Here is a 24466-nt window from a genome sequence, read left to right as displayed (position 1 = left end):
GGTTTCACCGGCGGGGCAGTTTGGTGACGGTGTCCAGGTAGAAGGCGTCGATGCTGTGCACGGCCCGCTCGAAGTCGTCCAGGTTGACGGGCTTGGTCACGTACGCGTTGGCGTGCTGCCGGTAGGCGCCGGTCACGTCGTCGGGCGCGGCCGAGGTGGTGAGCACGACCACGGGGATCGCGCGCAGTTCCTCGTCGCTCTTGAGGATGGCCAGCAGTTCGTGGCCGTTCATCCGCGGCATGTTGAGGTCCAGGACGATCAGGTCGGGCAGCCGGTTGGCCGGGTCGCGCAGGTACTCCAGCGCCGCGAGGCCGTCCTCGACCTGGGTGAGGTTGCGGGCGCCGCGCTCCGCGAGGGCGTCGCCGATGAGCATGGCGTCCGCGGGGTCGTCCTCGACCAGCAGCACGTCGTGGGGGCGGGCGGGGGCGATCATCATCATTGGCTCCGGGTCCGGTCGGTGCGCCGCGAAGGACGGTGGGGGGTGTCGCTGGTCACCAGGCCGGGCCAGCGGCGGCGGGCGCCCTGGCGGCTGATGTTGCAGGCTCGGCCGATCTGGGGGTATCCGGCACCTGCGGCGGCCGCCTGCTCGGCCGCGAGGTCCTCCAGGTGTGCGATCGCCTGCTGGAGGAGGTTGAGCATGTGCAGGTACGCCAGGGCCTCACCGCGGGCTTCGGTACCGTCGTCCGCGGTGGTCCCGGGGACGGTGAGCGGGCGGAGGGCACGGCGGGCCAGGCGCCCGGCGAGGTCGTCGACCGCGCCGATCGCCAGTGCGGCGAGTTCCTCCTCCGACAGGCGCGGAGCGAAGTGGGTGCCAGGCATGGCCCCCACCTTAGGACCTGCCACATCGCACGACAACAAGTGTTGTCGGGTGGCCGTTACAGTGGGTTCCGCCTTCGGGCGTCCGAACGGCGGAGAGGGAAGCGGAGGGTGTGCAGCGTGGCAACGGGCGAGGCGATCGTGCAGGGGGCCGGCGGCGGACCGGAGGCGGCGGCGCACGTCCCCGACGACGCCCGCGGCCCGGGCCGGATGTCGGCCTGGACCACCCGCCGGTGGCTCCGCGTCGGCGTCAGCCTCGCCCTCGCGGTGCTGGCCGCGCTGGGCGCGCTCGGGATATGGGCGCTGGACCGCAGCACCGCGCTGACCGACCAGCTGGTGGACCAGCGCTCCCCGGCGCTGGTCAACGCCATCCGGCTGGAGGCCGCGCTGGTGAACCAGGAGACCGGCGTCCGCGGCTACGGGCTGAGCGGGCAGCGGCAGTTCCTCGATCCGTACACCCAGGGCCTGACCGACGAGCGGACCGCCCTCGAGCGGCTGCGTCCCCTCGTCGAGGACGACCCGCGGGCGCGCGCCGACCTCGACGGCGTGGTGGACGCCGCCGAGGCCTGGCAGGGACTGATCGCGCGGCCCGTCGCCGCCGTCTCCGCCACGCCGGGGCAGCCGGTGCCGCTCGCCACCGAGCGGGCCGACGAGGGCAGGGCCGCCTTCGACCGGGTCCGCGGCGCCCTGAGCGGCCAGCAGGAGCACCTGCGGCAGGCCCGCGTCACCGCCGGTACCCAGCTCGACGCCGCCGTGCGGCTGCGCAACGGGGTGTTCACCGCCATCGCCGCGGTCATCGTGCTGCTGGCCGTCCTCGTCTTCGAGGGACTGCGCCGCGGCATCAACGGGCCGCTGGAGCGGCTCGGCAACGAGGTCCGGCACGTGACGCGCGGCCGCTTCGACCACCCCATCACCGCGACCGGCCCGGCGGACCTGCGGCGCCTGGGCGGCGACGTGGAGGCCATGCGCGGCAGGCTCGCGGAAGAGCTCTCCTTCGCCGAGCGGGCCCGGCGGATGCTCGACGAGCAGTCCGCCGAGCTGAAGCGCTCCAACGCCGAGCTGGAGCAGTTCGCCTACGTCGCCTCGCACGACCTCCAGGAACCGCTGCGGAAGGTGTCGAGCTTCACCCAGCTCCTGCAGCGCCGCTACGGGGACCAGCTGGACGAGCGCGCCGACCAGTACATCGCGTTCGCCGTCGACGGCGCCAACCGCATGCAGACCCTCATCAACGACCTGCTGGCCTTCTCCCGGGTGGGCCGGGTCCACAACCAGCAGAGCACCGTGGACCTCGAGCGGATCGCCGAGGACACGGAGGATGTGCTGAGCGTCGCCCTGGAGGAGTCCGGCGCCGGGATCACCCGCGACCCGCTGCCGACCGTCGTCGGCGACACCACGCAGCTGGGCATGCTCTGGCAGAACCTGATCTCCAACGCGGTGAAGTTCCGCCACCCCGAACGGGCGCCGCGGATCCACGTCGCGGCCCGGCGCGACGGCGACCTGTGGCGGTTCTCCGTCACGGACAACGGCATCGGCATCGACCCCGAGTTCGCCGAGAAGGTCTTCGTGATCTTCCAGCGGCTGCACACCAAGGACGCCTATCCCGGCAACGGCATCGGGCTGGCCATGTGCAAGAAGATCGTCGAGTTCCACGGCGGCACCATCGCCATCGACCCGGAGTACGGCCCCGGCACCCGCATCGCCTTCACCCTCCCCGCACAGCAGCAGCCCGACCCCGGGCTCGAGTCCGAGACCGTGCCCGAGACCGGGCCCGGGACCGCCACGGCGGATACCGACGGGGGCGCGGGGGAGCCCCGACCGTGACGACACCCCCCACCCCGCTCGCACCGGTCACGCACCACAGGATCCTGCTCGTCGAGGACGACGCCGGGGACGCCCTGCTGGTGACGGAACTGCTCGCCGACACCTCACTGCGGTACACCCTCGTCTGGCACAAGACCCTCGCCGACGCCTGCTTCGAGCTGTCCCAGCGGGCGGCCGACTGCGTACTGCTCGACCTGCACCTGCCCGATGCCACGGGCCTCGGCGCCGTCGCCGAGATCCAGCGCGCCGACCCCGGCACCGCGGTCATCGTGCTGACCGGCCTCGCGGAGGGGCAGGCCGGTTCCGGGGCCCTCGCCACCGGCGCCCAGGACTACCTCGTCAAGGGCAAGGTCGAGCCGGAACTCCTGCAGCGCGCCGTGCGCTACGCCGTGCAGCGCAAGCAGGTCGAACGGGCCGGGGCCGACCTGCAGGCCGGCCGGCTGCGGGCGCAGGAGAACGCCCGCCTCGAACGGGGCCTGCTGCCGCAGCCGCTGCTCACCACCCCCGCCGTCACCGCCACCAGCCGCTACCTCCCGGGACGGGAGAGCGCCCTGCTGGGCGGCGACTTCCTGGACGTGGTGCAGACCGACGACGGGCGCGTCCACGCCGTGATCGGCGACGTCAGCGGCCACGGCCCGGACGCCGCGGCACTGGGCGTCTGCCTGCGCATCGCCTGGCGCGCGCTGACCCTGGGCGGCCACCGCGGCCCGGAACTCCTGCGCCTGCTGGAGCGGATGCTCGTCGCGGAACGCTCGCACCCCGACCTGTTCACCACGTGCACGCTGCTCACCCTGGACCTCGCCGCTTCCCGGGCCACGGTGCACCTCGCCGGCCACCACGAGCCCCTGCTGACCACCGGCGGCGTGACGCGGCCGGCGGAGGCGGTGCACGGCGTCGCCCTCGGCATCGCCCCCGGCCTGGACCAGTGGCCCGCCACCGTGCTGGACCTGCCGGAGCGCGGCACCCTGACCCTCTACACCGACGGCCTCATCGAGGGCCACGCCGGCCCCGGCGGTGAGCGGCTCGGCTCGGAGGGGCTGCTGGGGCTGCTCGCCCGCACCCCCGTGACGGGGCCCGACGCCCACCTCGACGCGCTGATCCGGCAGGTCCGCGACCTCAACGAGGAACGCCACACCGACGACCTGGCGGTCCTGCGCCTGGACTGGGACGTCACGGCGGCCGCCGGCGCCGGGACGGGCGGGCCCCCGCGGACCGGCGACAGCTGACGCGGGAGCCCCGGGCCCGCCGGCCCCTTCAGACGGCGCGGTGGCGGCCGGCCGGGGCCGGCGACTCCAGGCGCTCCAGGAGCAGCCCCTCGCGGGTGGACCACGGGCAGATCTCCACGCTGTCCACCCCGCACATCTCCATCAGCGTCTCGGCCACCAGCGCCCCCGCCAGCGACTGACCGGCGCGGTGCCGGGAGATGCCCGGGAGCTTGGCGCGCCCCGCCGGGCCCATGGCCGCGAGCACCGGCACGATCTCCCGGACCTGCCGCAGCGACAGGCGGTCCGGGCCCTCGTCCGACACGCCGCGGGCGGCCGCGAGCCGCGCCAGCTGGGTGAACGTCTTCGAGGAGGCCAGCACCCGTCCGTCGCGCGGTGCCCGCGGCAGGGTGTCGCCGAGCTCGCCGACCGACGCGCGTAGACGGTCCCGGACCTCGTGCAGTCGCCGCTTCGAGCCGACGGCCTCCACCAGGTCCCACCGCCGGTTGACGGCGCGGGCCCCGAGGGGGAAGGAGTGGACCGCGCGGGGCTGCTGCCCGGTGCCGTCCGCGATCTCCACCGTGCCGCCGCCGATGTCCAGCACCAGCAGCGGCAGTCCTTCCTCCCCGGCCCAGCGGCGGGCGGCCACATAGGCGAGCCGGGCCTCCTCCTCGCCCGAGAGCACCCGCAGCCGTGTGCCGGTGGTCCGGGCGACCTGGGCGATGACCTCGTCACGGTTCGGCGCGTCCCGGATGACGGAGGTGGCGAACGCGTACACCGAGGGCAGCGAACGCCCACCGTCCGCCGCCAGGGTCCGGGCCACCGCGTGCTGGACGCTGCGCACCCCCGACCGGTCGAGCCGTCCCGCGGCGTCGAGCGTCTCGTGCAGCCGCAGCCGCACCTTGCGCGCCAGCACCGGCTCCAGCGGCGAGTCCTCCCGCCGCTCCACGATCGTCAGCAGGGCGCTGTGGCACCCGACGTCGAGCACTCCAGTTCTGCGTACCTTCCGTTGTGTCTTCAATCCGTACCTCCACCCCGTTGTGGCATCGCACCTTCCTCATTCCCCGGAGACGGCTGTTCCTCCCGGGGACGGGCAGCGCGCCGTCCTATTCACGGCCCGGCGCGCCGCCAAGTCAAGATCTTTTGACGAGATCGTTGCGCAGAGCACACAGCCGCTCACGGCACCTGACGGGGCGCCGGAGCGGGTGGAACGGCCAATTCCGCCCCGGTGGGGGGCCCTTGGTCCGTCACCTGAGCCGCGCCCGCCAGCTGGACCAGGGCCGCCGCTGTCAGCGCGGTGACGCCCGCCGGGACGGCGAGCCGGGGATCGGGACGGAACGCGGGGGAGTGGTTCGGCGGCAGCGCCGCCATCCTGGCCGCGGCGCCCGCACCCGGGGTCCGCGCCCACTGCTCCGGGCCGACGCACCCCAGCATCCAGTAGGCGGTGCGTACGTCGCCCACGCCGTGCAGCGCCGCCCCCGCCGGGCCGTACAGCGGGAAGTCCTCGGTGGCCGTGGACGCGGGCCAGACCGCCACCCGCCCCGCGCCGAGGGCCCGCTCGTGCGCCCGCCGCACGGCGGCGGCCGTACCGGGGTCCGCGAGCGTCGGATGCGACCGCGCGAGGACCCGGACGGAGGGTTCGCGGGGGCAGCCGGAGGCGGCGCACTCGGCGGTCACGATGCGGTGCACGGCCGCGGTCACCCGTTCCAGCGCCTCCTTGCCGAACGCGCGCACGGCGGTGCCCGGGGGAACCCGCCGCGAGGCGGTCCGTTGCGGCAGGGGGCGTACAGATGCGAGGACCCGGCGTAAAAACGCCCTGCATCGGGTAAAGAGGGCTCCGTGGCCGTCTCCGGCAGGAGACGACCGCGGGTCACGCAGTCGGCGTGGCTCTTCAGCTGGCACGTGAAGGATGGACGCGGTGGCGACAGGCGTCGTGAAGTGGTTCAACTCGGAAAAGGGCTTCGGCTTCATCGCACAGGACGGAGGTGGCCCCGATGTGTTCGCGCACTACTCGAACATCGCCGGCAACGGCTACCGCGAACTGGTCGAGGGTGAGGCCGTGACGTTCGACGTCACCCAGGGGCAGAAGGGCCCGCAGGCGGAGAACATCATCCGCAACTGATGGTCCGCGACCGGGGTGGCCGGGTCGTCGCCGGCAGCGCTCTCACCGCTGCCGGGGAGGCCCGGCCACCCCGTCTCCGTGTCCGGCCCCCGCCCTTCGCTGCCCCGCCCCACTTCCTGCGGGGCCCGCCGCCGGGCCCGGGCCAGGGGCGAGGACACTGGGCCGGTATGACGCACTGGTACGAGCAACGCGACGTCGAGGACGGCCTCGTCCGGATCAGCGAGCCCCGCGTCCACCAGATCGTGAAGGCCAACGTGTGGTGGCTGCGCGGCTCCGAGCGCGACCTCGTCGTCGACGCCGGGCTCGGGGTGGTGCCGCTGCGCCGGGAGATCCCGGACGTCCTCGCGCGCGACCCGCTGCTGCTCCTCACCCACGCGCACCTCGACCACGTCGGCGGGGCCCACGAGTTCACCGACCGTGCCGCCCACACCGCGGACGCCGCCGCCCTGGCGCGCGGGGTGCCGGCCAGCCTGTACGGGCCCGAACTCGCCGAGCGTCTGGGCGCCGAGGAGGTGGGCGACTCCTTCCCGGACCTGCTCCTGGACGCCCTGCCCGACCCCGGGTACGACCCCGGCGGCTACGGAATCGGCCCGGTGACGCTCACCCGCACCGTGAGCGGGGACGACCGGATCGACCTCGGCGACCGCGTCCTCACCGTCGTCCACCTGCCCGGCCACACGCCCGGCTCCGTCGGCCTGCTGGAGGAGCGCACCGGGGTGCTGTTCTCCGGCGACGCCGTCTACGACGGCCATCTCATCGACGACCTGCCCGAGTCCGACGTGCCGTCCTACCGGCGCACGGCGGCGTTCCTCGCCGGGCTCGACGTCTCCGTCGTCCACCCCGGCCACGGGCGCAGCTTCGGCCGTGACCGGCTGCGCGAGGTGGCGGAACGCTACCTGCGCCGCAGCGCGCCCGCGGACCGCTCCTGAGGCGCCGGCCGGGGCGGTCGGGGTTCAGGGCAGGCGCAGGGTGACGTAGGCGATGGTGTCGCCGGGCAGCACATAGCGTTCGACCTCGACGAAGCCCCGGGCCTCGGCGAAGCGCAACCCCGCGGTGTTGGACGCCAGGACGACGGTCTCCACCACCGCCGCGCCCATCTCGCGCGCCCGGTCCAGGCCCCGGGTGTAGAGCCGGGTGCCGAAGCCCCGTTGCCGGTGGGCGGGCAGCACGCGGGCGATGACCGTGGCCGTGGCGTCCTCGCCGGCGGGCGGCCGCACGGTGGTGCAGCCCACGACGGCGTCATCGAGGTACGCGACCTCCAGGTGGTTGCGCCGCGAGCGCTCCCGTACGTCGTCGAGGGAGAGCGGGCCGGTGGGGATGATCGTGTTGTGGACGAACCGCCAGTCCTCGAGCATGGCGTCGCCGTGGGGCCGTTCGATGCGAAGGGTCGACATCGCAGCAGGAAACCGGTGCACGGCGAGGGGCGTCAACCGCATTTGCCGGAGCCCGGCCGTGGCGCCGACGCGTCGTGCGGCCCGGCGGGGGCGGGCAGCGGTTAGCGTGGGCCGGGATCCGGAGGAGAGGCCTGGTGCAGACCACCCTTGCCGTGCTGTTCGCGCTGCTCGCGGCGGTCAGCAACGCCCTGGCCACCGTGCTCCAGCGCTACGCCGCCCGCACGGTGCCGCTCGCGGTGGGCCTGCGTCCGGCGCTCCTCGGCGAACTGCTGCGCAAGCCCGTCTGGCTGGCCGGGTTCGGCGCGGTGGTCGCGGCCGCCGCGTTCCAGGCCCTCGCGCTGCTGAACGGCGCGCTCTCGCTCGTCCAGCCGCTGTTCGTGCTGGAGTTGCCCTTCGCCCTGTTCATCGGCGGTCTGGTGCTGCGCCGCCGGCTCCCGCCGCGGGGCTGGGCCGCGGTCGCCGCCACGGTGGTGGGGCTGGGTGTGGGGCTGTGGGCCGCGGCGCCCAGCGGCGGGGTGGACCGGCCGCACACCGGTACGTGGGCCCTGGCGCTGCCCAGTTGTGCAGCCGCCGTCCTGGTGCTGGTCGGCACCGCCGTACGGCGTCCCGCGGGCCGGGTTCGCGCCGCCTGCTTCGGGCTCTCGGCGGCCGTCTGCTACGCGCTCACCGCCGGGCTGCTCAAGGACGCCACGCAGACGTGGGACACCGAGGGGCCGGCCGCCTTCTTCACCGCGTGGCAGACGTACGGCTTCGCCCTCGCCGGGGTCGCGGCCGTCTTCCTCCTGCAGAACGCCATGCAGTCCGGGCCCCTGGTGGCCTCCCAGCCCGCGCTGACGCTGGGGGACGCGGCCCTGAGCCTCACGCTGGGTGTGACGGTGTTCGAGGAGCACCTGCGCGGCGGCTGGTGGCGGGCGCCGATGATGGTGGGTGCGCTCCTGGTCGTGGCGGGGGCGTTCGTCCTGGTCCGGGTCCCGTTGGTGCGGACGCTGGTGGCGCCGGACGCGCCCCGCTGAGCGGCACCGGTCGGGCGCGTGGCGTTCACCCGCCGGGAACCCGCGATTCCGACCATGCTCCTGTCAACCGACTGTACTGGCCGCCATGAGCGGACACCACGCCGACACGGCGCACACGCACGCGCACGGACCCAGCCGACGTTCCCTCCTCGCCGGTGCGGGCGGCCTGCTGATCGCGGCCTCCCTGCCCGGCACCGCCCTCGCCGCGGGCACCCGTACCGCCGCGGACACCCCCGCCACCAACCGGCGCGGGGCGTCCCGCGCCTCGCTCGTCACCGAGGGCACCAGACTCGTCCACGCCGACCTGCACAACCACACCCTGATGTCGGACGGAGACGGTGACCCCGCCCTCGCGTTCGCCTCCATGCGGGACGCCGGGCTCGACGTGGCGGCGCTCACCGACCACACCACCCTCCTGTCGATCAACGGCCTCTCCAAGGGCGAGTGGGACCGCACCCGGCAGCTCGCCGACGCCGCGAACGTCCCCGGCGCCTACACCGCGATCCGCGGCTTCGAGTGGTCGCACCCGCTCCTCGGCCACGCCAACGTGTGGTTCACCGACCAGTAGGTCGACCTGGGCGGGGCCAGTTCGATGGGCTCCCTCTACAACTGGATCGCCGGCCGTGACGCCGTGGCGGGCTTCAACCACCCCGGCCGCGAGATCGGGCGCTTCAACGACTTCGCCTACTCGGCCGCCGTGCGCGACAAGATGGTCAGCGTCGAGATGTTCAACCGCGGCGACGACTACCTCTTCGACGGCTGGTCGGACCGCAAGTCCTCGCACCTCAACGCCGTCCTCAACGCCGGGTGGCGCACCGGGATCACCGGCTTGAGCGACCACCACGGAACCGAGTGGGGCAAGGTCGAGGGCGTCGGCCGCGCCGGGCTCTGGGTCACCGAGAACACCCGGGCCGGCGTGCTGGAGGCCATGCGCGCCCGCCGCTTCTTCGCCACCCGCTTCTCCGGGCTGCGGCTGGACGCCACCGCGGACGGCGTCCAGATGGGCGGCGTCCTGCCGCTCGCCGCCGGCGACGTCCGCTTCGCCGTGGACCTCGACCGCGGTCCCGACTGGCTGGGCAAGCCCCTGAACATCCAGGTGCTCCGCCCCGGTTCCAACGCGCCGACCGTGGTCGAGGTCGTCCCGGCCACGTCCGGCAGCCTGGCCGAGTTCACCGTGCCGCTCGACGCCGAGGACGGCGCCTGGGTGGTGCTGCGCGTCTCCGACCCCTCGCAGCCCAACGGGCAGCCGGGGCCGTCCGGACACCCCTGCAACGACCTGGGCGTCGCCTACTCCAGCCCCTGGTGGCTGCAGCCCTGACGGCGCACCGCGCCCGCCGTGCCTCCGGCCCGGCGGGCGCGACGCTCAGTCGAAGCCGAGGTCCCGCAGGTTGGTCCTCGCCAGCTCCACGATTTCGTCCGCCCGGCCCGAGAGGATCGTCCGCGTCGCGAAGAGCGTGAACCCCTTGATCTGGCCGTAGGTGATCTTCGGGGGCAGCGACAGCTCGTGGCGTGCGGTGCGCGCGTCGACCAGGGCCGGGCCGTCGTGCTCGAGCGCGGCCGGGAGCACCTCCTCCAGCTGCCCCGGCCGTTCGGCCCTGGCGCCGAACAGCCCCGCCGCACGCGCGACCTCAGCGTAGTCCGCCTCGCCCAGGTCGGTGCCGAAGTTGACGATGCCCGCGGCCTTCATCTCCAGCTCGACGAAGGACAGCGCGGTGTTGTTGAAGACCACGATCTTGACCGGCAGGTCCAGCCGGCGCAGCGTCAGCAGCTCGCCCATCAGCATGCTCAGGCCGCCGTCCCCGCACAGGGCCACGACCTGCCGCCCCGGATGGGCGGCCTGGACGCCGATGGCGTGCGGCAGCGCGTTGGCCATCGTGCCGTGGTTGAACGAACCGATCAGCCGCCTGCGGCCGTTCATCGTCAGGTAGCGCGCCGCCCACACGGTGGGGGTGCCGACGTCGGCCGTGAAGACGGCGTCCTCGGTGGCGAGCTTGTCGACGGCGGCGGCCACGTGCTGCGGGTGCATGGGGGAGTGCGACGGCCCGGCGGCCGCGAGGTGGTCGAGACGGCCGCGGACCTTGCGGTAGTGCCCGGTCATCCGGTCGGCGAACGACCGGTCGGTGCGCGGCCGCAGCAGCGGGAGCAGCGCGGCGGCGGTGTCCTTGACGGTGCCGACCAGCGGGACGTCGACATCGGTGCGCCGCCCGATGTGCTCACCGCGTACGTCGACCTGGACGACCGGCACGTCGGGACCCGGGTAGAACTGGCGGTAGGGGAAGTCGGTGCCCAGCATCAGCAGGGCGTCGCAGTGCTCCATCGCCCGGTAGCCGGAGCTGTAGCCGATCAGGCCGGTCAGTCCCACGTCGTAGGGGTTGTCGTGCTCCAGGAACTCCTTGCCGCGCAGGGCGTGCACCATCGGCGCCTTCAGCGCGTCGGCCAGCGCCACCGCCTCGTCGTGCGAGTCGTGGCAGCCCGCGCCGCCGAGGACGGTCACCCGTTCCGCCCGGTTGAGGACCTCCGCGGCGCGCGCCAGGTCCGCGTCGCCGGGCCGTACGTGCGAGGACGCCGCGACGACCGGCCGGGGCGGCACGGGCAGGTCGGCGTCGGCCAGGAACAGCTCGCCCGGGACGACCAGCACCGCGACGCCCCTGCGCTCCAGCGCCGAGCGCATCGCGATCCGCAGCAGCCGGGGGACCTGCTCCGGCAGGCTCGCCATCTCGCGGTAGACGCTGCACTCGCGGAACAGCTCCTGCGGGTGCGTCTCCTGGAAGTACTCGCCGCCGATCTCGGCCCGCGGGATGTGCGCGGCCACCGCCAGCACCGGCACGCGGCTGCGCTGGGCGTCGAACAGCCCGTTGATGAGGTGGAGGTTGCCCGGCCCGCAGCTGCCCGCCGCCACCGCGAGCCGCCCGGTGATCGCGGCTTCGCCCGCCGCGGCGAAGGCGGCGGTCTCCTCGTGCCGTACGTGGACCCACGAAACGGCCCCGTTGCGCCGCAGCGCGTCGGTGAAGCCGTTGAGCGAGTCCCCCGGCAGGCCGTACACCCGCTGTACGCCGGAGGCCGCGAGGGCCGCGACCATGACATCTGCGACGGTGGTACCCAAGAGGACTCCCTGGCGGCTCGTCGTCGGAACGCCTGCGGTGCCCGCGGCACCCCGGACATTTTGTGACATCCCGCTGGGTCCGGGGCAAGCGACACGGCGCGCGGTGCGTCACCGCGGCCCCGGTGGGGCCCCGGTGGACCGGCCTGACGCCGGACGCCCGACGCCGGCCGCACCGCGCCTCGGCAAGGTCACACGCGGATCGCCCACAGCGTGCCGCCGCCGTCGAGGACCGCGACGAAGTCGCCGCTCGCGGCGGGCGCGGGGACGGCGGCGCTGTCGAACTGCCCTGACCAGAGTGTGCCGCCGTGCTCCACCTCGACGACCCGTACGCTGCTCCAGCGCTGGAAGAGCCGTGCCCGCCCCGTCCCGGAGAGCAGGGCGTACGCGCCGGTGGTCTGCACCCGCCGCGGCTCGGCGTGCCAGCGTTCCGCGCCGTCCTCGGCGGCCAGGCACAACGATCCCGATCCCGTGGGCAGGACGAACCCGCCCGCGACGCTCCTGGTCGCCCGCTCCTCCAGACCGGCCGCCCGGTACGTGCCGCCCCAGGTCCAGGCGGGCTCGCCGGTGAGCCCGTTCAGCGCGGTCGGCTCCCGGCGGGAGCCGGCGGCCAGCGGGAGGAACACCGTGGTGCCCGACACCAGCTCGTCGAGCGACTGGTAGGCCCCGACGACGTAGGCCTCCGGCTTCGTCTTCTGGAACGGGCTCCGCCACATCACCTCGCCCGACTCCGCCGTGCGGCAGACGAGGTCGACCGGGTCCGTCCGGCCGGCCTCGTAGCAGAGCAGGCCCTTCCCCAGGGGCCGCGCCGAGTCGCCCTGCGGCTCGAAGTCCTTGCGTGTCCACACCTTCTCGCCGGTCCTGCCGGACAGGGCGATCCCGCGGCTGCACAGGATCAGGTCGCCGGCCAGGATCCAGGTGGCGGTGTACGGGGAGAACACGTCGGTCGACCAGCGCTCCTCGCCGGTGCGCGGATCGGTTCCGGTCACGTAACCGTCCTCACCGCTGATCAGCAGGCCGCTGGGGCGGTGCACATCCAGTCCCATGGCGCCGTAGGTCACCGACCTCCCCCACCGGCGCTCGCCGGTGGCGGCGTCGAAGGCGTCCACCCGTCCGCCCTTGCCGGCGGGGTCGCCGGTCAGGGCCAGCAGAGTGCCGCCGACGACCGTGAAGCGCGCCTCGCGGGACCAGGCCGACTCGAGGGACACGTTCCACAAAGGCCTGCCGGTGGCGAGGTCGAAGGTGTGGAGCGCGGCCGTGTTCTTCCAGTAGTGGCCCGCGGCCACATGGCACCGGCCGTCGGCCAGGACGACGTCGGGACCGTCGGAGTTGATCAGGTCGACGTTCGGGATCCGCTGCGACCAGGCGACCGGGTCCCGCTTCGGGTCGCCGGTCAGGTACATCGCCGCCGCCCCTCCGGCGACCGCTACCGCGGCGACGCCCGCGCCGCCCCGGAGGAGGGTGCGCCGGCTCATGGGCGCGCCGGCCGCCGGCCCCGCGGGCGCCAGGGGCATGGTCGCCGCCGCGTGCCCCTCCCGGTCGACGGCGGTGGGGGTGTACTGCCTGCGGGCGGCGGGTGCGGCCTGCCGCGCACCGCCCAGACGCCGCAGTTCGTCGGCGAGCACGGCGGCCGAATCGTGCCGCTCGCCCGGGTCCTTGGCCAGCAGCCGCCCGATCAGGCGGTCCCACGGAGCGGAGACGCCGGACATGAGACTGCTCGGCGCGGGGGGCGGGTCGTGAAGGTGGGCCGTGACGTAGCCGAGGGTGTCCGGGGCGTCGAACGGCAGCCGTCCGGTGAGCAGTTCGAACAGCACGCAGCCGAGGGAGTACAGGTCGCTGCGCTGCTCGGGACGCCCGCGGGCCTGCTCCGGGGCCATGTACGCGGCCGTGCCCACCATGAACCCGGTGTGGGTCAGCCGGTCACCGGTGGCCGAGGGGTCGGCGGCGCGGGCGATCCCGAAGTCCAGCACCTTCAGGCTGCCGGAGGCCGTGACGAACAGGTTCGCGGGCTTGATGTCGCGGTGCAGGACGCCGGCGCCGTGCGCCTCGGTCAGCGCGTCGCACACCTGCGCCCCCCACCGCGCCGCGTCCTCCTCGCCGACGGGCCCGCGCCGGACGACGGCGTCCAGGCCCTCGCCCCGCAGCAGTTCCATCACGAGGAACGGCGTGGTGCCCTCCTCGGTGGCCGCCTCACCGAGGTCGTGGACGGTCACGATGTGGGGGTGCTGGAGCGCGGCGGTGATCCGCGCCTCCCGCAGGAACCGGGCGCGCGCCTCGTCGGCGCGGCTGCCGCCGCCCGCGAGCACCGAGATCACCTTGACGGCGACCGGCCGCCGCAGGCTGACGTCCTGTGCCTCCCACACCTCCCCCATGCCGCCGCGCCCCAGCGGGCGCACCAGGCGGTAGCGGTCGGCGAGTATCGGATCCCGGTCGTCCACGGCCCCATGTCCCCCGGAGGTAAGCGGTCTTCACTCGGCAGCGTTGATCGTAGACCGTGCTCTCCGGGCGACACGGGCCCCCGTGGAGCGGCGGGGCCGTTCCTCACCGGTCCTTCACCGTCGCGCCGCCCCGACCTGTCAGATCCACCCGCGTCGGGTGGCCTCCATGGCGATCTGGAAACGCGTCTGCGCGCCGAAGCGCTGCATGAGCCGGGTGACATGGCGCTGGACGGTTCGTTCGCTCCAGCCCAGGGCGCGGCCGGCGGACTTGTCGGTGGCGCCCGCGGCGAGCAGCGTCAGGAGTTTCGCCTCCTCGGCGGTCAGCTCGTCGGGCGCCTGCTCCAGCCGCACCGAGGAGGCACCGGTCGCCGGCAGGCGCACCTGGACGCTGCGCTCCCACAGCGTCTCGAAGAGGGCGATGAGCGCGTCGAGCAGAGGCGAGGGGTGGATCAGGTAGGAGGCCGTCACCGCGTGGTCGCCGGGGCGCAGCAGGGGGATGATGGCGAGCCGGTCGTCGGAGATCGCCAGCTTCATCGGCAGGCCCGCCGCGACCCTGGCCTGCTCCCCGTGCCGGACGCCGACGGTGACGTCCGCGAGCCAGCCGGGCAGGGCGAGCACGGTGCTGTCGTAGATGACGCGGTAGGCGACGCCGCGCTTGAGCAGTTCGAGCTCGACCGGGTTGGGCTCGGTGTGTTCCTCGTGCGAGGCGTACGGCGGCCGGTCGAAGCCCCGCACCTGCGTGCGTGTGCTCTGCTGCAGCTGCGCCCAGCGGCGGTTGACATCGTCGCGTCCCGAGACGACCTCGACCAGCTCGCCGGGGTTCACGAAGCGCGTGCCCGCGCGGTAGAGGTCCATCAGGCCCGCGACATGGGAGCGCACGTCGTTCAACGCCCGTTCCCTGTCGCGCAGTACGGCCTCCAGCGCGCTGTCCGGGGAGACCGCGGCGTAGGTGACCGGGCGTCCCGTGGAGCGCACGGCGAGCCCGAGGGAGACCAGCGACCGCACGCTGCGGCGCGTCGCGGGAGCGGGCAGCCGGCAGTCGTGCGCCAGGTCCGCGACCGTGGCGTGCACCCTGCGCACGAGGGCCTCGTACACCGATTCGTCCTGCCGGCTCAGGCCGATGGATTCGAGCATGGTCCGTGGTCCGCCTTCGCGCTCTCTTCACGTGTCGTACTCCCGTCACCTGACGGGAAGTCGCCCTGCGATCATCTTGTCATTCCGGCGAAGCGGATGTCAGTGTTCCCCGCGGTACTTCGTCATTCCGGGTCCGCGTCCGCGGGCGGCGCCGTGCGCGGTGCGCGGTGCGCCGTGGTCCTGCTCGCGGACGCGGTCGAGCAGCGCAGTACGGTTCCGCGTCCGGGCCGGGCACGACGTTCGCGTCGACCTCACCGTGCGCCGGGGGACGGCCGGCACGGCGGCCTCCCGGGCGCGCGACCACCTTGCGGCCCGGCGATCGCCGGCGCCGCGCCTCGACCGCACCGGCCGGCCACCCTGTTCGGCCCGCCGGTCCGCGCCTCCGCGCGGCACCGGCGGAGCTGGCTCAGCAGGGCTGTTCGGCCCAGATGGTCTTGCCGTCCTCGGTGTGGCGGCAGCCCCAGCGCTGGGTGAGCTGGGCGACGATGAACAGCCCCCGGCCGCTCTCGTCGAGGGTGCGGGCCCGCCGCAGGTGCGGGGTGGTGCTGCTGCTGTCGGAGACCTCGCAGGTCAGCCCGTTGTCGTGGCGGATCAGGCGCAGCCGGAACGGCGGATGGGCGTAGCGGATGGCGTTGGTGACGAGTTCGCTGACGATGAGCTCGGTCGTCTGGGCCGCGTCCGGAAGGCCCCAGGCGGCGAGCTTGCCCGCCACGTGCTTGCGCGCGTTGGCGACCGCGGCGGGGTCGGGCGTCAGGTCCCAGGTGGCGACGGCGCCGCTGCCGAAGGTGCGGGTACGCGCGGCGAGGACCGCGGCGCCGGGCCGGTCGGCCTCGGGCAGGGCGCGCAGGACGGTGTGGCAGACGGTCTCGAGGGAGGGGAGGTCCTCCCCGGTGCGGGCGAGGCTGCTCAGGAGGGCCTCGTCGGCAGGCTCGCCCGGGCGGGTCCCGGTGTGCACCAGCAGGAGGCTGCCGGCGGGGAGTTCCACCTCGGTGGCCCCGGAGGAGGGCCGTGCCTTGCCCAGCGGCCGGGACGGCGGGAGCGCGATGGTCGTGACCTCGCCGTCGGGGCTGACGACGATGGGCGCCGGGTGCCCCGCGGCGGCGAGCGAACACCGGCCGGACACCGGGTCGTAGACCGCGTACAGGCAGGCGGCGCTGACCCCGGTGCCCGCGGGCCGCAGCCGCCCGAGCACGTCGTCGAGGTGGGTGAGCAGCTCCTCCGGCTGGAGGTCGATGTCGGCCAGCGTGCGCACCGCCGCCCGCAGTTCGGCGGCCGCCGCGCCCGTCACCGTCCCGACCTCCGCGGAGACCGAGCCCGCCACGAGCGCGACCCGGGCGCCGGGCAGCGGAATGGCGTCGAGCCAGTGGGCGCTGGGCCCGGAGTGGTCGCACGGGGTGGTGCAGCGCCCGACGACCTCCACGGCGGCCGACCCCGGCAGGGCCGTCACCAGCAGGTCGCCGGGGGCCGTCGGGGCGTTCATGCCGCCGCCCTCGAAGGGGTGCGCCGTGGTCGTGGCGTCGGGATCCCCGGTGAAGCAGGCGCCGGCCGCCGCGCACTGTCTGCGCTGCAGCCACAGCCGCGCCCGGCACAGCACGAGGCTGAGGGCGACGGAGAGCACGGCCGCCAGGATGACGACCGTCCGGCCGCCCGCCGACACCCCGCGGATCGCGAAGCCGTAGATCACCACGCTGGCGACGAGCGTCGCGGCGCCGATGACGAGGGTGCGCCGGACGGGCAGCAGAGCGGCGGCCACGAGGGGAGCGAACTCCGAGTACGGCGACCAGCGGACCAGTCCGCCCTCGGACGCCTCCAGCTGCACCGCGCAGACCGCGCCGAGGTAGCACAGCAGCAGCAGGGGGCCGAGGCCCCACGGGACGTGGAGCGAGATCATGCTCGCCAGCGTCCTTCCGTGACCGGTGCGTCCCTCCGGCGCCGCCGCGCGCCCGCCGTTCACGGGGCGGCCTCCGCCGGATGGGGCGACCGCGGGGAGGGCGGGCCCTGGCCGCTGCCCGGCACCGAGGGGCGCTGCACCGCGACCATCGCGAGGTCGTCGTCGAGGCGCCGTCCGGTGTGGGCGTCCAGGTCGTCGCCGACCTGCCGGAGCAGCTCTTCGGGACCCTCCCAGTCCCAGGTGCCGGCCCGTTCGCACAGGGGGTAGAAGCCGCCCGAGGCGTCGCGGGCCTCGATGGCGCCGTCGGTGTAGAGGAGGAGAGTGTCCCCGGCGCCGAAGTCGAAGGTGTCGAGGTGGAAGTCGTCCGGGGTGTCGCCCGCCAGCCCGAAGGGCGGTGCGGGGCGGTGTGCCTCCAGGGCGGTGACCCGGCCGTCGTGCCGGACCAGCGGCGGCGGATGACCGCAGCTGACCACCCGCACGGCGTCGGTGCCGTCGGGCACCTCCACCAGGAGGGCGGTGATGAAGCGTTCACCGGCCTCCGGGTCGGCCTCGGTCAGCTGGGCCAGGTGCCTTTGGACGCTGCGCTCCAGGGAGGCCGCCAGCTCCGTCAGCGTGTCGTGGTGGTGGGCGGCCTCGCGGAAGGCGCCCAGCAGTGCGGAGGCGTCCTCCACGGCCGGCAGCCCCTTGCCGCGCACGTCGCCGATGAGGAACCGCGTCGCGTGGTCGGTCCGGGTGGCGCCGAACAGGTCCCCGCCCACCAGGGCGTGCGCGGCGGCCGCGCGGTAGACGGAGGCGATGCGCAGCGGCCCCATGCGGGCCGGGATCGGCCGCAGCAGCACCCGTTGCGCCGCCTCGGACACCGCCCGCACCTCGTTGAGTTCCCTCAGGTCACGGTCGTGCAGGGTGCGCGCGGCGATGACGAAACCGGAGACCGCCAGCAGCGCGCCGATGTGGATGGGCAGGACGGACGAGTGCAGCAGCCCGTCGTGGCGGTCGACGAGCAGCATCGCCGCGCTGGCGACCAGGGCGACGCACGCGGTGAACCGGGCGCGGGCGAACGCGGCCGTTGAGGTGGGGGCGGCCACCAGCAGTGGTGACAGGTGGATGGCCACGGGCGCAAACGCCCCGGCCAGGGTGATCGCCGCGATCAGTCCGGCCGGGAGGGACATCTGCGTGCGGATGCCCGCCCTCGGGACGCGTTCGCCGGCCCGGCCGGCGTGCCGTAGGTGCCTCCCCCGTCCGCCGGTGAGGCGCGCTCCCGAGGGGCGGACGTGGTGCCCTGCCCGCGCTGCTGCCGGGACGGGGGAAGAGAAGAGGTTCATGGGGGGTCCTGCGGGTGGTCGTACGCCGGGCGCAGACGGTACGCGTGCGGTACGCGTGCGCCCTCCGGCACGGTGGGAACGCCTGACCACGCACCTGCGGACGGACGGGACGTCACCCGGCCCGGTGGGGATCCGGCCGGTCGGCCGGAACGTTCAGGGGCGGCCTGCGCTGGGGGCCCGGGACACGGCCGCCGTCGCGGAACCGTGCGGGGTGGGCGGTAACACCGGCTGCCGCCGGTACGTGACGGGGCGTCCGGCATCGCCGGGTGCCAGGGGCGCCGGAGCAGGTCCGGCACCGGTTGCGTCCAGGCGCCGGGTGGTGCGCGGACTCGTGTGGATCATGGCTCCACCGTCCTCACCTTGCCGCATCGTGGAAGCCATTGCCGCAATGCGGTATCCACTGTGCGACCCGCATTCGGCATCGTCAAGGCAACCGGGTCGACGCCGGGACGCGGGGACGGTAATGCGCGACGCGGTCGCGCTCGTCGAACGGCCTCCGGGCCCGGCGGCAGGGTGCGCGCGCCGCGCGGGCCGGTCCGCGGCGCCGGGCGTCGGGCCGGTCCGAGGATGCGGCCCGGGCCGTGCCGTCACCCGGGCTCCCCGGTTCGCGCCGGGAGGTGCCCCCACCGTCCCGGAGGGCGGGCCCGGTGGCTCCCCTGGATGACGCCGTGGGCAGGTGACGACACGGCCCGGCTAGGCACGGCCACGCCACATCCGGCCCTCCGCGATGGCCAACGCGCACTCCATCGCCTGGGCGGCGAGGTCCTTGGCCCGGGCGGGGGTCAGGCGGTGGGACGGCCCCCCGACGCTGACCGCGGCGATCACCCGGCCGTCGCCCGAGCGGACCGGGACGGCCAACGAGTTCAGGCCCGGTTCGAGCTCCTGCTCGGAGAACGCCCAGCCCTGCTCCCTGACCTCCTCGAGCTGCCCGCGCAGCACCGCCGGGTCCACCACGGTCCGCGGGGTCCTGGCCGTCAGGCCCTCGTCCAGGACGCGGGCCAGCACCTCCGGGTCGAAGGCCATGAAGACCTTGCCCGCCGCGCTGGGCTGCAGGGGCATGACCTGGCCCTCGTGGCCCCGGTAGACGATCGAGTGCGTCGACTGCGCCCAGATCACGGTGATCCGCCTGCCGTCCTGCCGGACCTGCAGGCCGCAGCACTCGCCGCAGTGGTCGCGCAGCGCCGTCACGACGGGTCTCGCCCTGGCGATCAGGTCCGACGCGGCGGTGGCCGCCGCGGACCAGGCGATCACCCGCAGGCCGATGCTGTAGGCGGTCCCCTCGCGCTGGAGGAGGTTCTCCCGGACGAGCGTGCGCAGGATGCGCGCGACGGTGGAGGACGGCAGGCCGGTCCTGCGGACGATCTCCGAGGCCTGGAGGCGGGGGGTGGTCACCGAGAAGCAGTCCAGGATCTGGGCCGACTTCTGGACCACCTGGACGGAACCGTTGGCCGCCCCGTTGCGATCAGCGGTCATGGCCGCATCGCCTTCTCTCGTCCTCGCGCGGCGGGAAGCGCTCCCGCAGCGGCACCTCACCACTGTCGGTGGCGTGCCGCGAGGGGTCAAGCAAGGCGGCCCTTGCCGTACGGGGCGGTGGCGCCGCAGGTCATGACCGGTCGAAGGTCGGGGGCACCGGCAGCGTGGACCACCGCGGCACCGGCCAGGCGACGACGAAGGCGCGGCCGACGACGTCGTCCAGCGGCACGAAACCGCCGCCCGGTTCCTGGACATGGGCACGCGAGTCCCGCGAGGCGTCGCGGTGGTCGCCCATCACCCACAGGTGGTCCGCGGGGACGGTGACCTTCCCGACCGGCAGGTCGTCGCACGGCGTCGCGCCGGGGTAGACGTACGGCTCGTCCAGCGGCTTCCCGTTCACCGTCACCGGCTTGCCGCTCTCGCAGTCCACGGTGTCGCCGCCGACCGCGATCACGCGCTTGATGAGGTCCCGCTCGTCGGAGGAGGGCGCCAGTCCGACGAACGCGAGCGCCTTCGTGATCACGTTGCCGCCGGTCGGCTGCGGCTGGTCGTCCAGCCAGTTGCCCGGGTCGCGGAAGACGACCACCTCGCCGCGCTGCGGCGTCGCCCCGAACCACGGGGTGAGCTTGTCGACCAGCACCCGGTCGCCCACCTGCAGGGTGTTCTGCATCGAGCCCGAGGGGATGGAGAAGGCCTGCACGAGGAAGGTCTTGATCCCCAGGGCCATGACCAGCGCCACGACGACGAGGATCGGCAGCTCCTGCCACCAGGGGCGCTGCCCGCGGGTCCTCCGGGGCCGTCCACGGCGGGCCGCCGTCCCCGGCGCGTCCTCCCCGGCGTCGCGGACACCCGTCCGGCCGTCCTCCCCAGCGGTCATGGCTGCTCCTTCACGGTGTCGGTACGTCGGGCGCGTTACGTGCCCGTACACCTGAACGATCAGGAGTTCCCGCCCTCACCTTCCCGCGGCCGGGGGTCCCGGACCGGGGGGCGTGGAACCGGAGCGCCTGCTCGCGCGTGGTCACAGGACATGATCGGGAAGAAGGACGCCACCGCCGTGGGCGGGCATCTGGCGGCGGTCTGGCTGGCGGGCTGCGCCCTGACCGCCGTGCAGTTCCAGGTGGTGCTCGTCGCGCTGTTCCTCGGCAGGCCGGTGGTCCTGGCCGCCGCGCTCGCGTGCACCACGGCACTTGCGGCGGCGCTGCTCGCCGCGCTGGGCAGGGCCGCCCGCAGCGTCGTGCCGCTCACCCGCCGGACGGCGGGCCTGGCGGTCTGGACGGCCGGGGTCCACGCGTTCGGCACCGCCGGGGCGTTCGCCGTGGTGGTGGTGCTCCACCACGTCGGCGAACTCGGGTACCAGGTGCTCCTCCCCGCCGGGGGTACCTGTCACGCACTCGCGGCCGCGTTCTTCCTGCCCGGCGCCAGGGCCCGGCTCACCGCTCTGGGCGCGGCCGTCGTCCTCGCGGCGGGCGGCGCGTACGCCGCCTGGGACGCCGCACGCCCGCCCACCCTCGACGAGTGGCTGAGCGCCAACCGCGTGGACCACGCCCTGCTGCGCGTCGGCGACGCGCCGCCCGGTTACGTACTGCGCGTCGGGGGCGCGAGCGCCGACGGCTTCGGCGCCCGCTACGAGAGCGCCGCCCACGAGGGCGGCTCGGCGGCCCTCGGCCTCCGGGTCGAACGCGCCGGATACGACACCCGGCGCGTCGACGCGCGCGGCTGCCCCGTCCCGTTCGGCCAGGAGATCCAGTGCCGTGACGACGGCGGCGGGCGCCTGCTCGTCCTCTACGGCGGCGACCACCCCACCCGTGAACTGCGGCTGCCCCGCGACGGCCTGGTCGTCACCGTGTACCTGCAGGGGTCCGGCGAGGCCGGGCTCCCGGCCGCCCGCCACGTCCTTTCCACGCTGCGGCCGGCGACCCGCGCCGAACTCGCCGGCCTGGTCGAACTGCCGATGCCGCGCTGACGGAGCCCGAGCCGGGCGTGCGGGTGGGCCGGGCCGGAGTCCAGGACCCCGGCCCGGCCCACCCGGCGTACGGTCAGCCGCAGTCACCCGCCGGGCGGGAGCGGGTCACCAGGTCGAAGGACGTGGTGGTCGTGTCCAGCCAGAGCACCCGGCCGCCGGTGGCGGCCACCGCGTAGGTCTGCCGGCCCGGAGCGCACGAGACGCGGCCCAGCGGGGCACCCTTCGACGTGAACTGGACGAGCCTGGTGTCCAGGTACGGCAGGTCCGTCGGGGACAGCGGGTCGACGGTGAGGGTGACGGCCGTGTCCGACGCGGTCAGGGTCCAGGCCCCGAGGGCCGCGGTCGAGGTCTCCGGGATCACGTCCTTCGTGCCCGAGCCGTCGAGGCCGCTCCGGCGCAGGGCCGGCTGCCCCGCGTCGTAGGGGTCCGCGTCGGCGAGCCAGTACACCCCGGAGCCGGTCGCCACGGGCCGGCTGGTCCACACCGCGCGGCTCGGGGTGCCGAGCGAGGTCCTGCCCGTGCGGGTGTCGAAGACGTCGACGGCGGCGCGCCGGTGGTCCGGGTCGTCGCCCCACCAGCCGCTGACCGTGTAGGCGATGCGCCCGTCCTTCACGGAGGGGAACTCGGCCCGGACGTCGGCGCCGGCGGTGGTGGCGTCGGGGCGGTGCAGCGGGACCGTGTGCGGGACGGGGTCGGACCCCTGGAGGTACCGCAGGGTGGTGCGGCCCTCGTCGCCGTTCTCGTACCAGGCGACGGTGTCGCCGTCCATGCTCAGGCTGCCGATCCAGGCGGAGGAGGTGCTGTAGAGCCGCTTCGCGGGGCCGCCGGTCACGGGGGCGGACATGAGGTCGTAGGTGTCGCCGACGGCGAGCCACACCACGCGCCTGCCGTCGGTGACGGGGCTGAGGTGGTAGCGCCCGTCCTCCGGGGAGACCTGACGGGCCTTGCCCTTCCCGTCCAGTCGCCCGGTCCACACCGAGTACGGGGCCGCGCTGTCGGCGCTGGAGCGGGGGACCGCCCACCAGCCGCCGCCCGTGGCCGGACCGATGTCGTTGGCGACGCCGGTCTCCAGGGTGCCGAGGCGGCCGAGCAGGACGTCGCTGTCCAGGTTGAGGGCCTTTTCCCAGCCGGGGACGATGCCGTGCGCCTCGAAGGCGTGCTTGACCTTCGCCATGCGGTCGCCCTTGACGTGCAGCGACTTGGCGGCGGCGAGGACCGCGTCACGGCCTTCGGTGAAGCCGTCGAGGGGGGTGAGGTAGGAGGTGAGCGCCTTGTGGACGATCTTGTCGGCGAGTTCGCCGCCCAGGCTCTCGCGGATGTCCCACAGCGCGCCGCCGAAGATGTGCGAGTTGAGGTGGACGCCTCCCTGGTCGCTGCGCGACCCGAGCGGCATGCTGATGAAGTCCCCCGTGTCGGCGCCGTCGTTGAGGTCGCGGAAGGCGCAGTCCTTCGGCGCCAGCGTGCGGCAGAGGTCGCCGCCGATCAGGCCGGCGTCGGGGTCGGTCATCGGGGTGCGGTTGACGGTGACGTCGATGGCGTTGCCGAAGTAGTCGGCGATGGCCTCGTTCATGGCGCCGGACTGGCCGGCGTAGACCAGGTCGGCGGTGTGCTCGACCACGCCGTGGGTCATCTCGTGGCCGACGACGTCCAGGTCGGAGGCGAGCGAGCGGTACTCGTCGTCCCCGGTGCCGTAGACCATCTTGCTGCCGTCCCAGAAGGCGTTCACCCAGGGGTAGCCGAGTTCCGCGGTGACGCCGACGAGGGAGTTGAGGGCCATGCCCTTGTCGTCGAGGCTGTCGCGGTGGAAGGTGCCGCGGTAGAACTCGTAGACCTTCCCGGCCGCCCAGTGGGCGTCGACCGCGCCGCTGTCGGTCATCTCCTGCGGCGCCTTCGTGGTCGGCATCGCGAACGGCACGGCGCCCTCGGGCCACCGCTCGTCGAGGTCCATCCACCAGAGGCTGGAGCCGTCCCAGGTCTGGATGACGTTGTGGCTCCTGCTGCCGGCCATGTGCGCGCTGTCGCGCAGCAGGTACTGGCCGGTGGCGGCGTCCTTGGTGAGGTTCAGGGGCACCGTCGCGCCGTTCAGCAGCCTCCCGCTGCCGGTGACCTCCGTCGATCCGCCCGCGGGAGCGGCGGGCGTGCCGGACGCCGGCGAAGTCCCCCTCCCCGCAGCGCTGTTGACGGCCGCCGCGGCCGTGAGGGTGCGCAGCGCCCCGGCCTCGTAGCGGAGCACCCCGGTGGCGGCGTCGACGTATACCTCCTGGACCACGGGCGCGCCGGTGGCCGGGTCGGTGCCGCGCACGGTGACGTGGCGGGCCAGCACGCCCTTGCCGTTGGGCAGCACGGTCAGCCCGCGGTCCGTGCCGGTCAGGCCGGCCCCGTCCGCCGGACGGGAGGACGCGGCGGCCCCGCCGCCGGCGGTGACGCGCGGGCCGCGGGCGAGCGAGTCCTCGACCTGCCGTACGGCACGCTCCACGGCTGTGGGGGCGGGGAGGGTGGGGTGGGTGGTGTCGAGGTCGAGGGCGGTGAAGTAGGTGCCGGAGGTGCCGGTGACGGTGCGTTGGCCGTTCTTGTGGGTCATGCGGACGATGTACTGGGCGCCCAGGACGGGGATGCCGTGGTACTTCTGGGCGAGGCGGACGGTCTCGGTGCCGTCGGGGTCGGTGGTGACGGTGTCGGTGGCCAGGTCGCGGTCGGGGGCGGGGATGCGGTAGCGGTCCTGGTGGCCGGCGAGGTGGGCGCGGGCGGCGGTGGCGGCGGGTACGGAGGCGTCGGCG

General features: G+C 74.5%; 21 protein-coding genes. 8 read left to right on the top strand and 13 right to left on the bottom strand.

Translation table 11 applies throughout. The annotated features are described in order from the left end of the window. Positions 1–4: 4 nt before the first annotated feature. Positions 5–436, bottom strand: coding sequence for a response regulator (locus tag ACFZAU_RS31760; protein ID WP_500462594.1), 432 nt, complete (start codon positions 434–436; stop codon positions 5–7). Beyond that, positions 436–819 carry a hypothetical protein gene (locus ACFZAU_RS31755; RefSeq protein WP_500462595.1) on the bottom strand — a complete coding sequence of 128 codons (384 nt, stop codon included), beginning with the start codon at positions 817–819 and terminating at the stop codon, positions 436–438. The genes ACFZAU_RS31760 and ACFZAU_RS31755 overlap by 1 nt, the downstream gene beginning before the upstream one ends. Before the next feature lie 207 nt (positions 820–1026). Between ACFZAU_RS31755 and ACFZAU_RS31750 the strand changes: the two genes are divergently transcribed. After that, positions 1027–2637, top strand: a complete 1611-nt coding sequence (locus tag ACFZAU_RS31750; protein WP_500555092.1) for a sensor histidine kinase — start codon at positions 1027–1029, stop codon at positions 2635–2637. Next, positions 2634–3863 carry a PP2C family protein-serine/threonine phosphatase gene (locus ACFZAU_RS31745; RefSeq protein WP_500555015.1) on the top strand — a complete coding sequence of 410 codons (1230 nt, stop codon included), beginning with the start codon at positions 2634–2636 and terminating at the stop codon, positions 3861–3863. The genes ACFZAU_RS31750 and ACFZAU_RS31745 overlap by 4 nt, the downstream gene beginning before the upstream one ends. Positions 3864–3891: 28 nt before the next feature. Here the strand turns inward: ACFZAU_RS31745 and ACFZAU_RS31740 are convergent, their stop codons facing one another. Both ACFZAU_RS31740 and ACFZAU_RS31735 read right to left on the bottom strand, forming a co-directional pair. Next, positions 3892–4827 carry a Ppx/GppA phosphatase family protein gene (locus ACFZAU_RS31740; RefSeq protein WP_500555014.1) on the bottom strand — a complete coding sequence of 312 codons (936 nt, stop codon included), beginning with the start codon at positions 4825–4827 and terminating at the stop codon, positions 3892–3894. A gap of 188 nt (positions 4828–5015) precedes the next feature. After that, positions 5016–5573 carry a zinc-binding metallopeptidase family protein gene (locus tag ACFZAU_RS31735; protein ID WP_500555013.1) on the bottom strand — a complete coding sequence of 186 codons (558 nt, stop codon included), beginning with the start codon at positions 5571–5573 and terminating at the stop codon, positions 5016–5018. Positions 5574–5757: 184 nt separating this feature from the next. On the opposite strand from ACFZAU_RS31735, the gene ACFZAU_RS31730 reads away from it, so the two are divergent. Together ACFZAU_RS31730 and ACFZAU_RS31725 are read left to right on the top strand one after the other, a co-directional pair. Then, complete coding sequence (locus tag ACFZAU_RS31730) at positions 5758–5961, top strand: cold-shock protein (protein ID WP_018557881.1); 204 nt, start codon at positions 5758–5760, stop codon at positions 5959–5961. A 167-nt stretch (positions 5962–6128) separates the two neighbouring features. Next, complete coding sequence (locus ACFZAU_RS31725) at positions 6129–6890, top strand: MBL fold metallo-hydrolase (RefSeq protein ID WP_500555012.1); 762 nt, start codon at positions 6129–6131, stop codon at positions 6888–6890. 24 nt (positions 6891–6914) lie between these two features. Here the strand turns inward: ACFZAU_RS31725 and ACFZAU_RS31720 are convergent, their stop codons facing one another. Continuing rightward, entirely contained in the window at positions 6915–7355 is a 441-nt protein-coding gene (locus tag ACFZAU_RS31720) for a GNAT family N-acetyltransferase (protein ID WP_500555011.1), read from the bottom strand. A gap of 134 nt (positions 7356–7489) precedes the next feature. Between ACFZAU_RS31720 and ACFZAU_RS31715 the strand changes: the two genes are divergently transcribed. From ACFZAU_RS31715 to ACFZAU_RS31705, 3 genes are all read left to right on the top strand, one after another. Further along, complete coding sequence (locus tag ACFZAU_RS31715; protein ID WP_500555010.1) at positions 7490–8368, top strand: DMT family transporter; 879 nt, start codon at positions 7490–7492, stop codon at positions 8366–8368. Positions 8369–8453: 85 nt separating this feature from the next. Continuing rightward, positions 8454–8936, top strand: a complete 483-nt coding sequence (locus tag ACFZAU_RS31710; protein ID WP_500555009.1) for a DUF3604 domain-containing protein — start codon at positions 8454–8456, stop codon at positions 8934–8936. Positions 8937–8960: 24 nt separating this feature from the next. Continuing rightward, positions 8961–9686, top strand: coding sequence for a CehA/McbA family metallohydrolase domain-containing protein (locus ACFZAU_RS31705; protein ID WP_500555008.1), 726 nt, complete (start codon positions 8961–8963; stop codon positions 9684–9686). Positions 9687–9731: 45 nt separating this feature from the next. Here the strand turns inward: ACFZAU_RS31705 and poxB are convergent, their stop codons facing one another. The 7 genes from poxB to lepB all read right to left on the bottom strand — a co-directional run bounded on the left by poxB (position 9732) and on the right by lepB (position 20603). After that, a complete protein-coding gene (poxB, locus tag ACFZAU_RS31700) occupies positions 9732–11471 on the bottom strand; it encodes a ubiquinone-dependent pyruvate dehydrogenase (protein WP_500555007.1) in 1740 nt (579 codons plus the stop codon). A 188-nt stretch (positions 11472–11659) separates the two neighbouring features. Then, positions 11660–13906 carry a protein kinase domain-containing protein gene (locus ACFZAU_RS31695; RefSeq protein ID WP_500555006.1) on the bottom strand — a complete coding sequence of 749 codons (2247 nt, stop codon included), beginning with the start codon at positions 13904–13906 and terminating at the stop codon, positions 11660–11662. Between the two features lie 138 nt (positions 13907–14044). Next, positions 14045–15040: a helix-turn-helix transcriptional regulator gene (locus tag ACFZAU_RS31690; RefSeq protein WP_500555005.1), complete on the bottom strand. Its 996-nt coding sequence runs from the start codon at positions 15038–15040 to the stop codon at positions 14045–14047. Between the two features lie 406 nt (positions 15041–15446). Continuing rightward, positions 15447–16931, bottom strand: coding sequence for a SpoIIE family protein phosphatase (locus tag ACFZAU_RS31685; RefSeq protein ID WP_500555004.1), 1485 nt, complete (start codon positions 16929–16931; stop codon positions 15447–15449). A 59-nt stretch (positions 16932–16990) separates the two neighbouring features. Beyond that, on the bottom strand, positions 16991–18100 hold the full coding sequence (locus tag ACFZAU_RS31680) for a PP2C family protein-serine/threonine phosphatase (protein ID WP_500555003.1): 1110 nt from the start codon (positions 18098–18100) through the stop codon (positions 16991–16993). A gap of 846 nt (positions 18101–18946) precedes the next feature. After that, a complete protein-coding gene (locus ACFZAU_RS31675) occupies positions 18947–19726 on the bottom strand; it encodes an IclR family transcriptional regulator (protein ID WP_500555002.1) in 780 nt (259 codons plus the stop codon). A 130-nt stretch (positions 19727–19856) separates the two neighbouring features. Then, positions 19857–20603 carry a signal peptidase I gene (lepB, locus tag ACFZAU_RS31670; protein WP_500555001.1) on the bottom strand — a complete coding sequence of 249 codons (747 nt, stop codon included), beginning with the start codon at positions 20601–20603 and terminating at the stop codon, positions 19857–19859. A gap of 150 nt (positions 20604–20753) precedes the next feature. On the opposite strand from lepB, the gene ACFZAU_RS31665 reads away from it, so the two are divergent. Next, positions 20754–21689, top strand: a complete 936-nt coding sequence (locus tag ACFZAU_RS31665; RefSeq protein ID WP_500555000.1) for a hypothetical protein — start codon at positions 20754–20756, stop codon at positions 21687–21689. 73 nt (positions 21690–21762) lie between these two features. On the opposite strand, the gene ACFZAU_RS31660 is transcribed toward ACFZAU_RS31665, so the two are convergent. Further along, on the bottom strand, positions 21763–24466 hold a 2704-nt coding region (locus ACFZAU_RS31660), incomplete at its 5' end, for a M4 family metallopeptidase (RefSeq protein ID WP_500554999.1).

This window comes from Streptomyces sp. NPDC008238 (assembly GCF_042956445.1).
GTDB lineage: Bacteria > Actinomycetota > Actinomycetes > Streptomycetales > Streptomycetaceae > Actinacidiphila.
The sequence above is the reverse complement of the archived record's forward strand: the minus strand, read 5'-3'. Positions and strand labels throughout refer to the sequence as shown.

Excerpts from the sequence above, each read along its gene's own strand:
- ACFZAU_RS31760 (WP_500462594.1), bottom strand. The coding sequence starts at position 436 with ATGATGATCGCCCCCGCCCGCCCCCACGACGTGCTGCTGGTCGAGGAC.
- ACFZAU_RS31755 (WP_500462595.1), bottom strand. The coding sequence starts at position 819 with ATGCCTGGCACCCACTTCGCTCCGCGCCTGTCGGAGGAGGAACTCGCC.
- ACFZAU_RS31750 (WP_500555092.1), top strand. The coding sequence starts at position 1,027 with ATGTCGGCCTGGACCACCCGCCGGTGGCTCCGCGTCGGCGTCAGCCTC.
- ACFZAU_RS31725 (WP_500555012.1), top strand. The coding sequence starts at position 6,129 with ATGACGCACTGGTACGAGCAACGCGACGTCGAGGACGGCCTCGTCCGG.
- ACFZAU_RS31720 (WP_500555011.1), bottom strand. The coding sequence starts at position 7,355 with ATGTCGACCCTTCGCATCGAACGGCCCCACGGCGACGCCATGCTCGAG.
- ACFZAU_RS31710 (WP_500555009.1), top strand. The coding sequence starts at position 8,454 with ATGAGCGGACACCACGCCGACACGGCGCACACGCACGCGCACGGACCC.
- ACFZAU_RS31705 (WP_500555008.1), top strand. The coding sequence starts at position 8,961 with ATGGGCTCCCTCTACAACTGGATCGCCGGCCGTGACGCCGTGGCGGGC.
- ACFZAU_RS31690 (WP_500555005.1), bottom strand. The coding sequence starts at position 15,040 with ATGCTCGAATCCATCGGCCTGAGCCGGCAGGACGAATCGGTGTACGAG.
- ACFZAU_RS31685 (WP_500555004.1), bottom strand. The coding sequence starts at position 16,931 with ATGATCTCGCTCCACGTCCCGTGGGGCCTCGGCCCCCTGCTGCTGCTG.
- ACFZAU_RS31680 (WP_500555003.1), bottom strand. The coding sequence starts at position 18,100 with ATGTCCCTCCCGGCCGGACTGATCGCGGCGATCACCCTGGCCGGGGCG.
- ACFZAU_RS31675 (WP_500555002.1), bottom strand. The coding sequence starts at position 19,726 with ATGACCGCTGATCGCAACGGGGCGGCCAACGGTTCCGTCCAGGTGGTC.
- lepB (WP_500555001.1), bottom strand. The coding sequence starts at position 20,603 with ATGACCGCTGGGGAGGACGGCCGGACGGGTGTCCGCGACGCCGGGGAG.
- ACFZAU_RS31665 (WP_500555000.1), top strand. The coding sequence starts at position 20,754 with ATGATCGGGAAGAAGGACGCCACCGCCGTGGGCGGGCATCTGGCGGCG.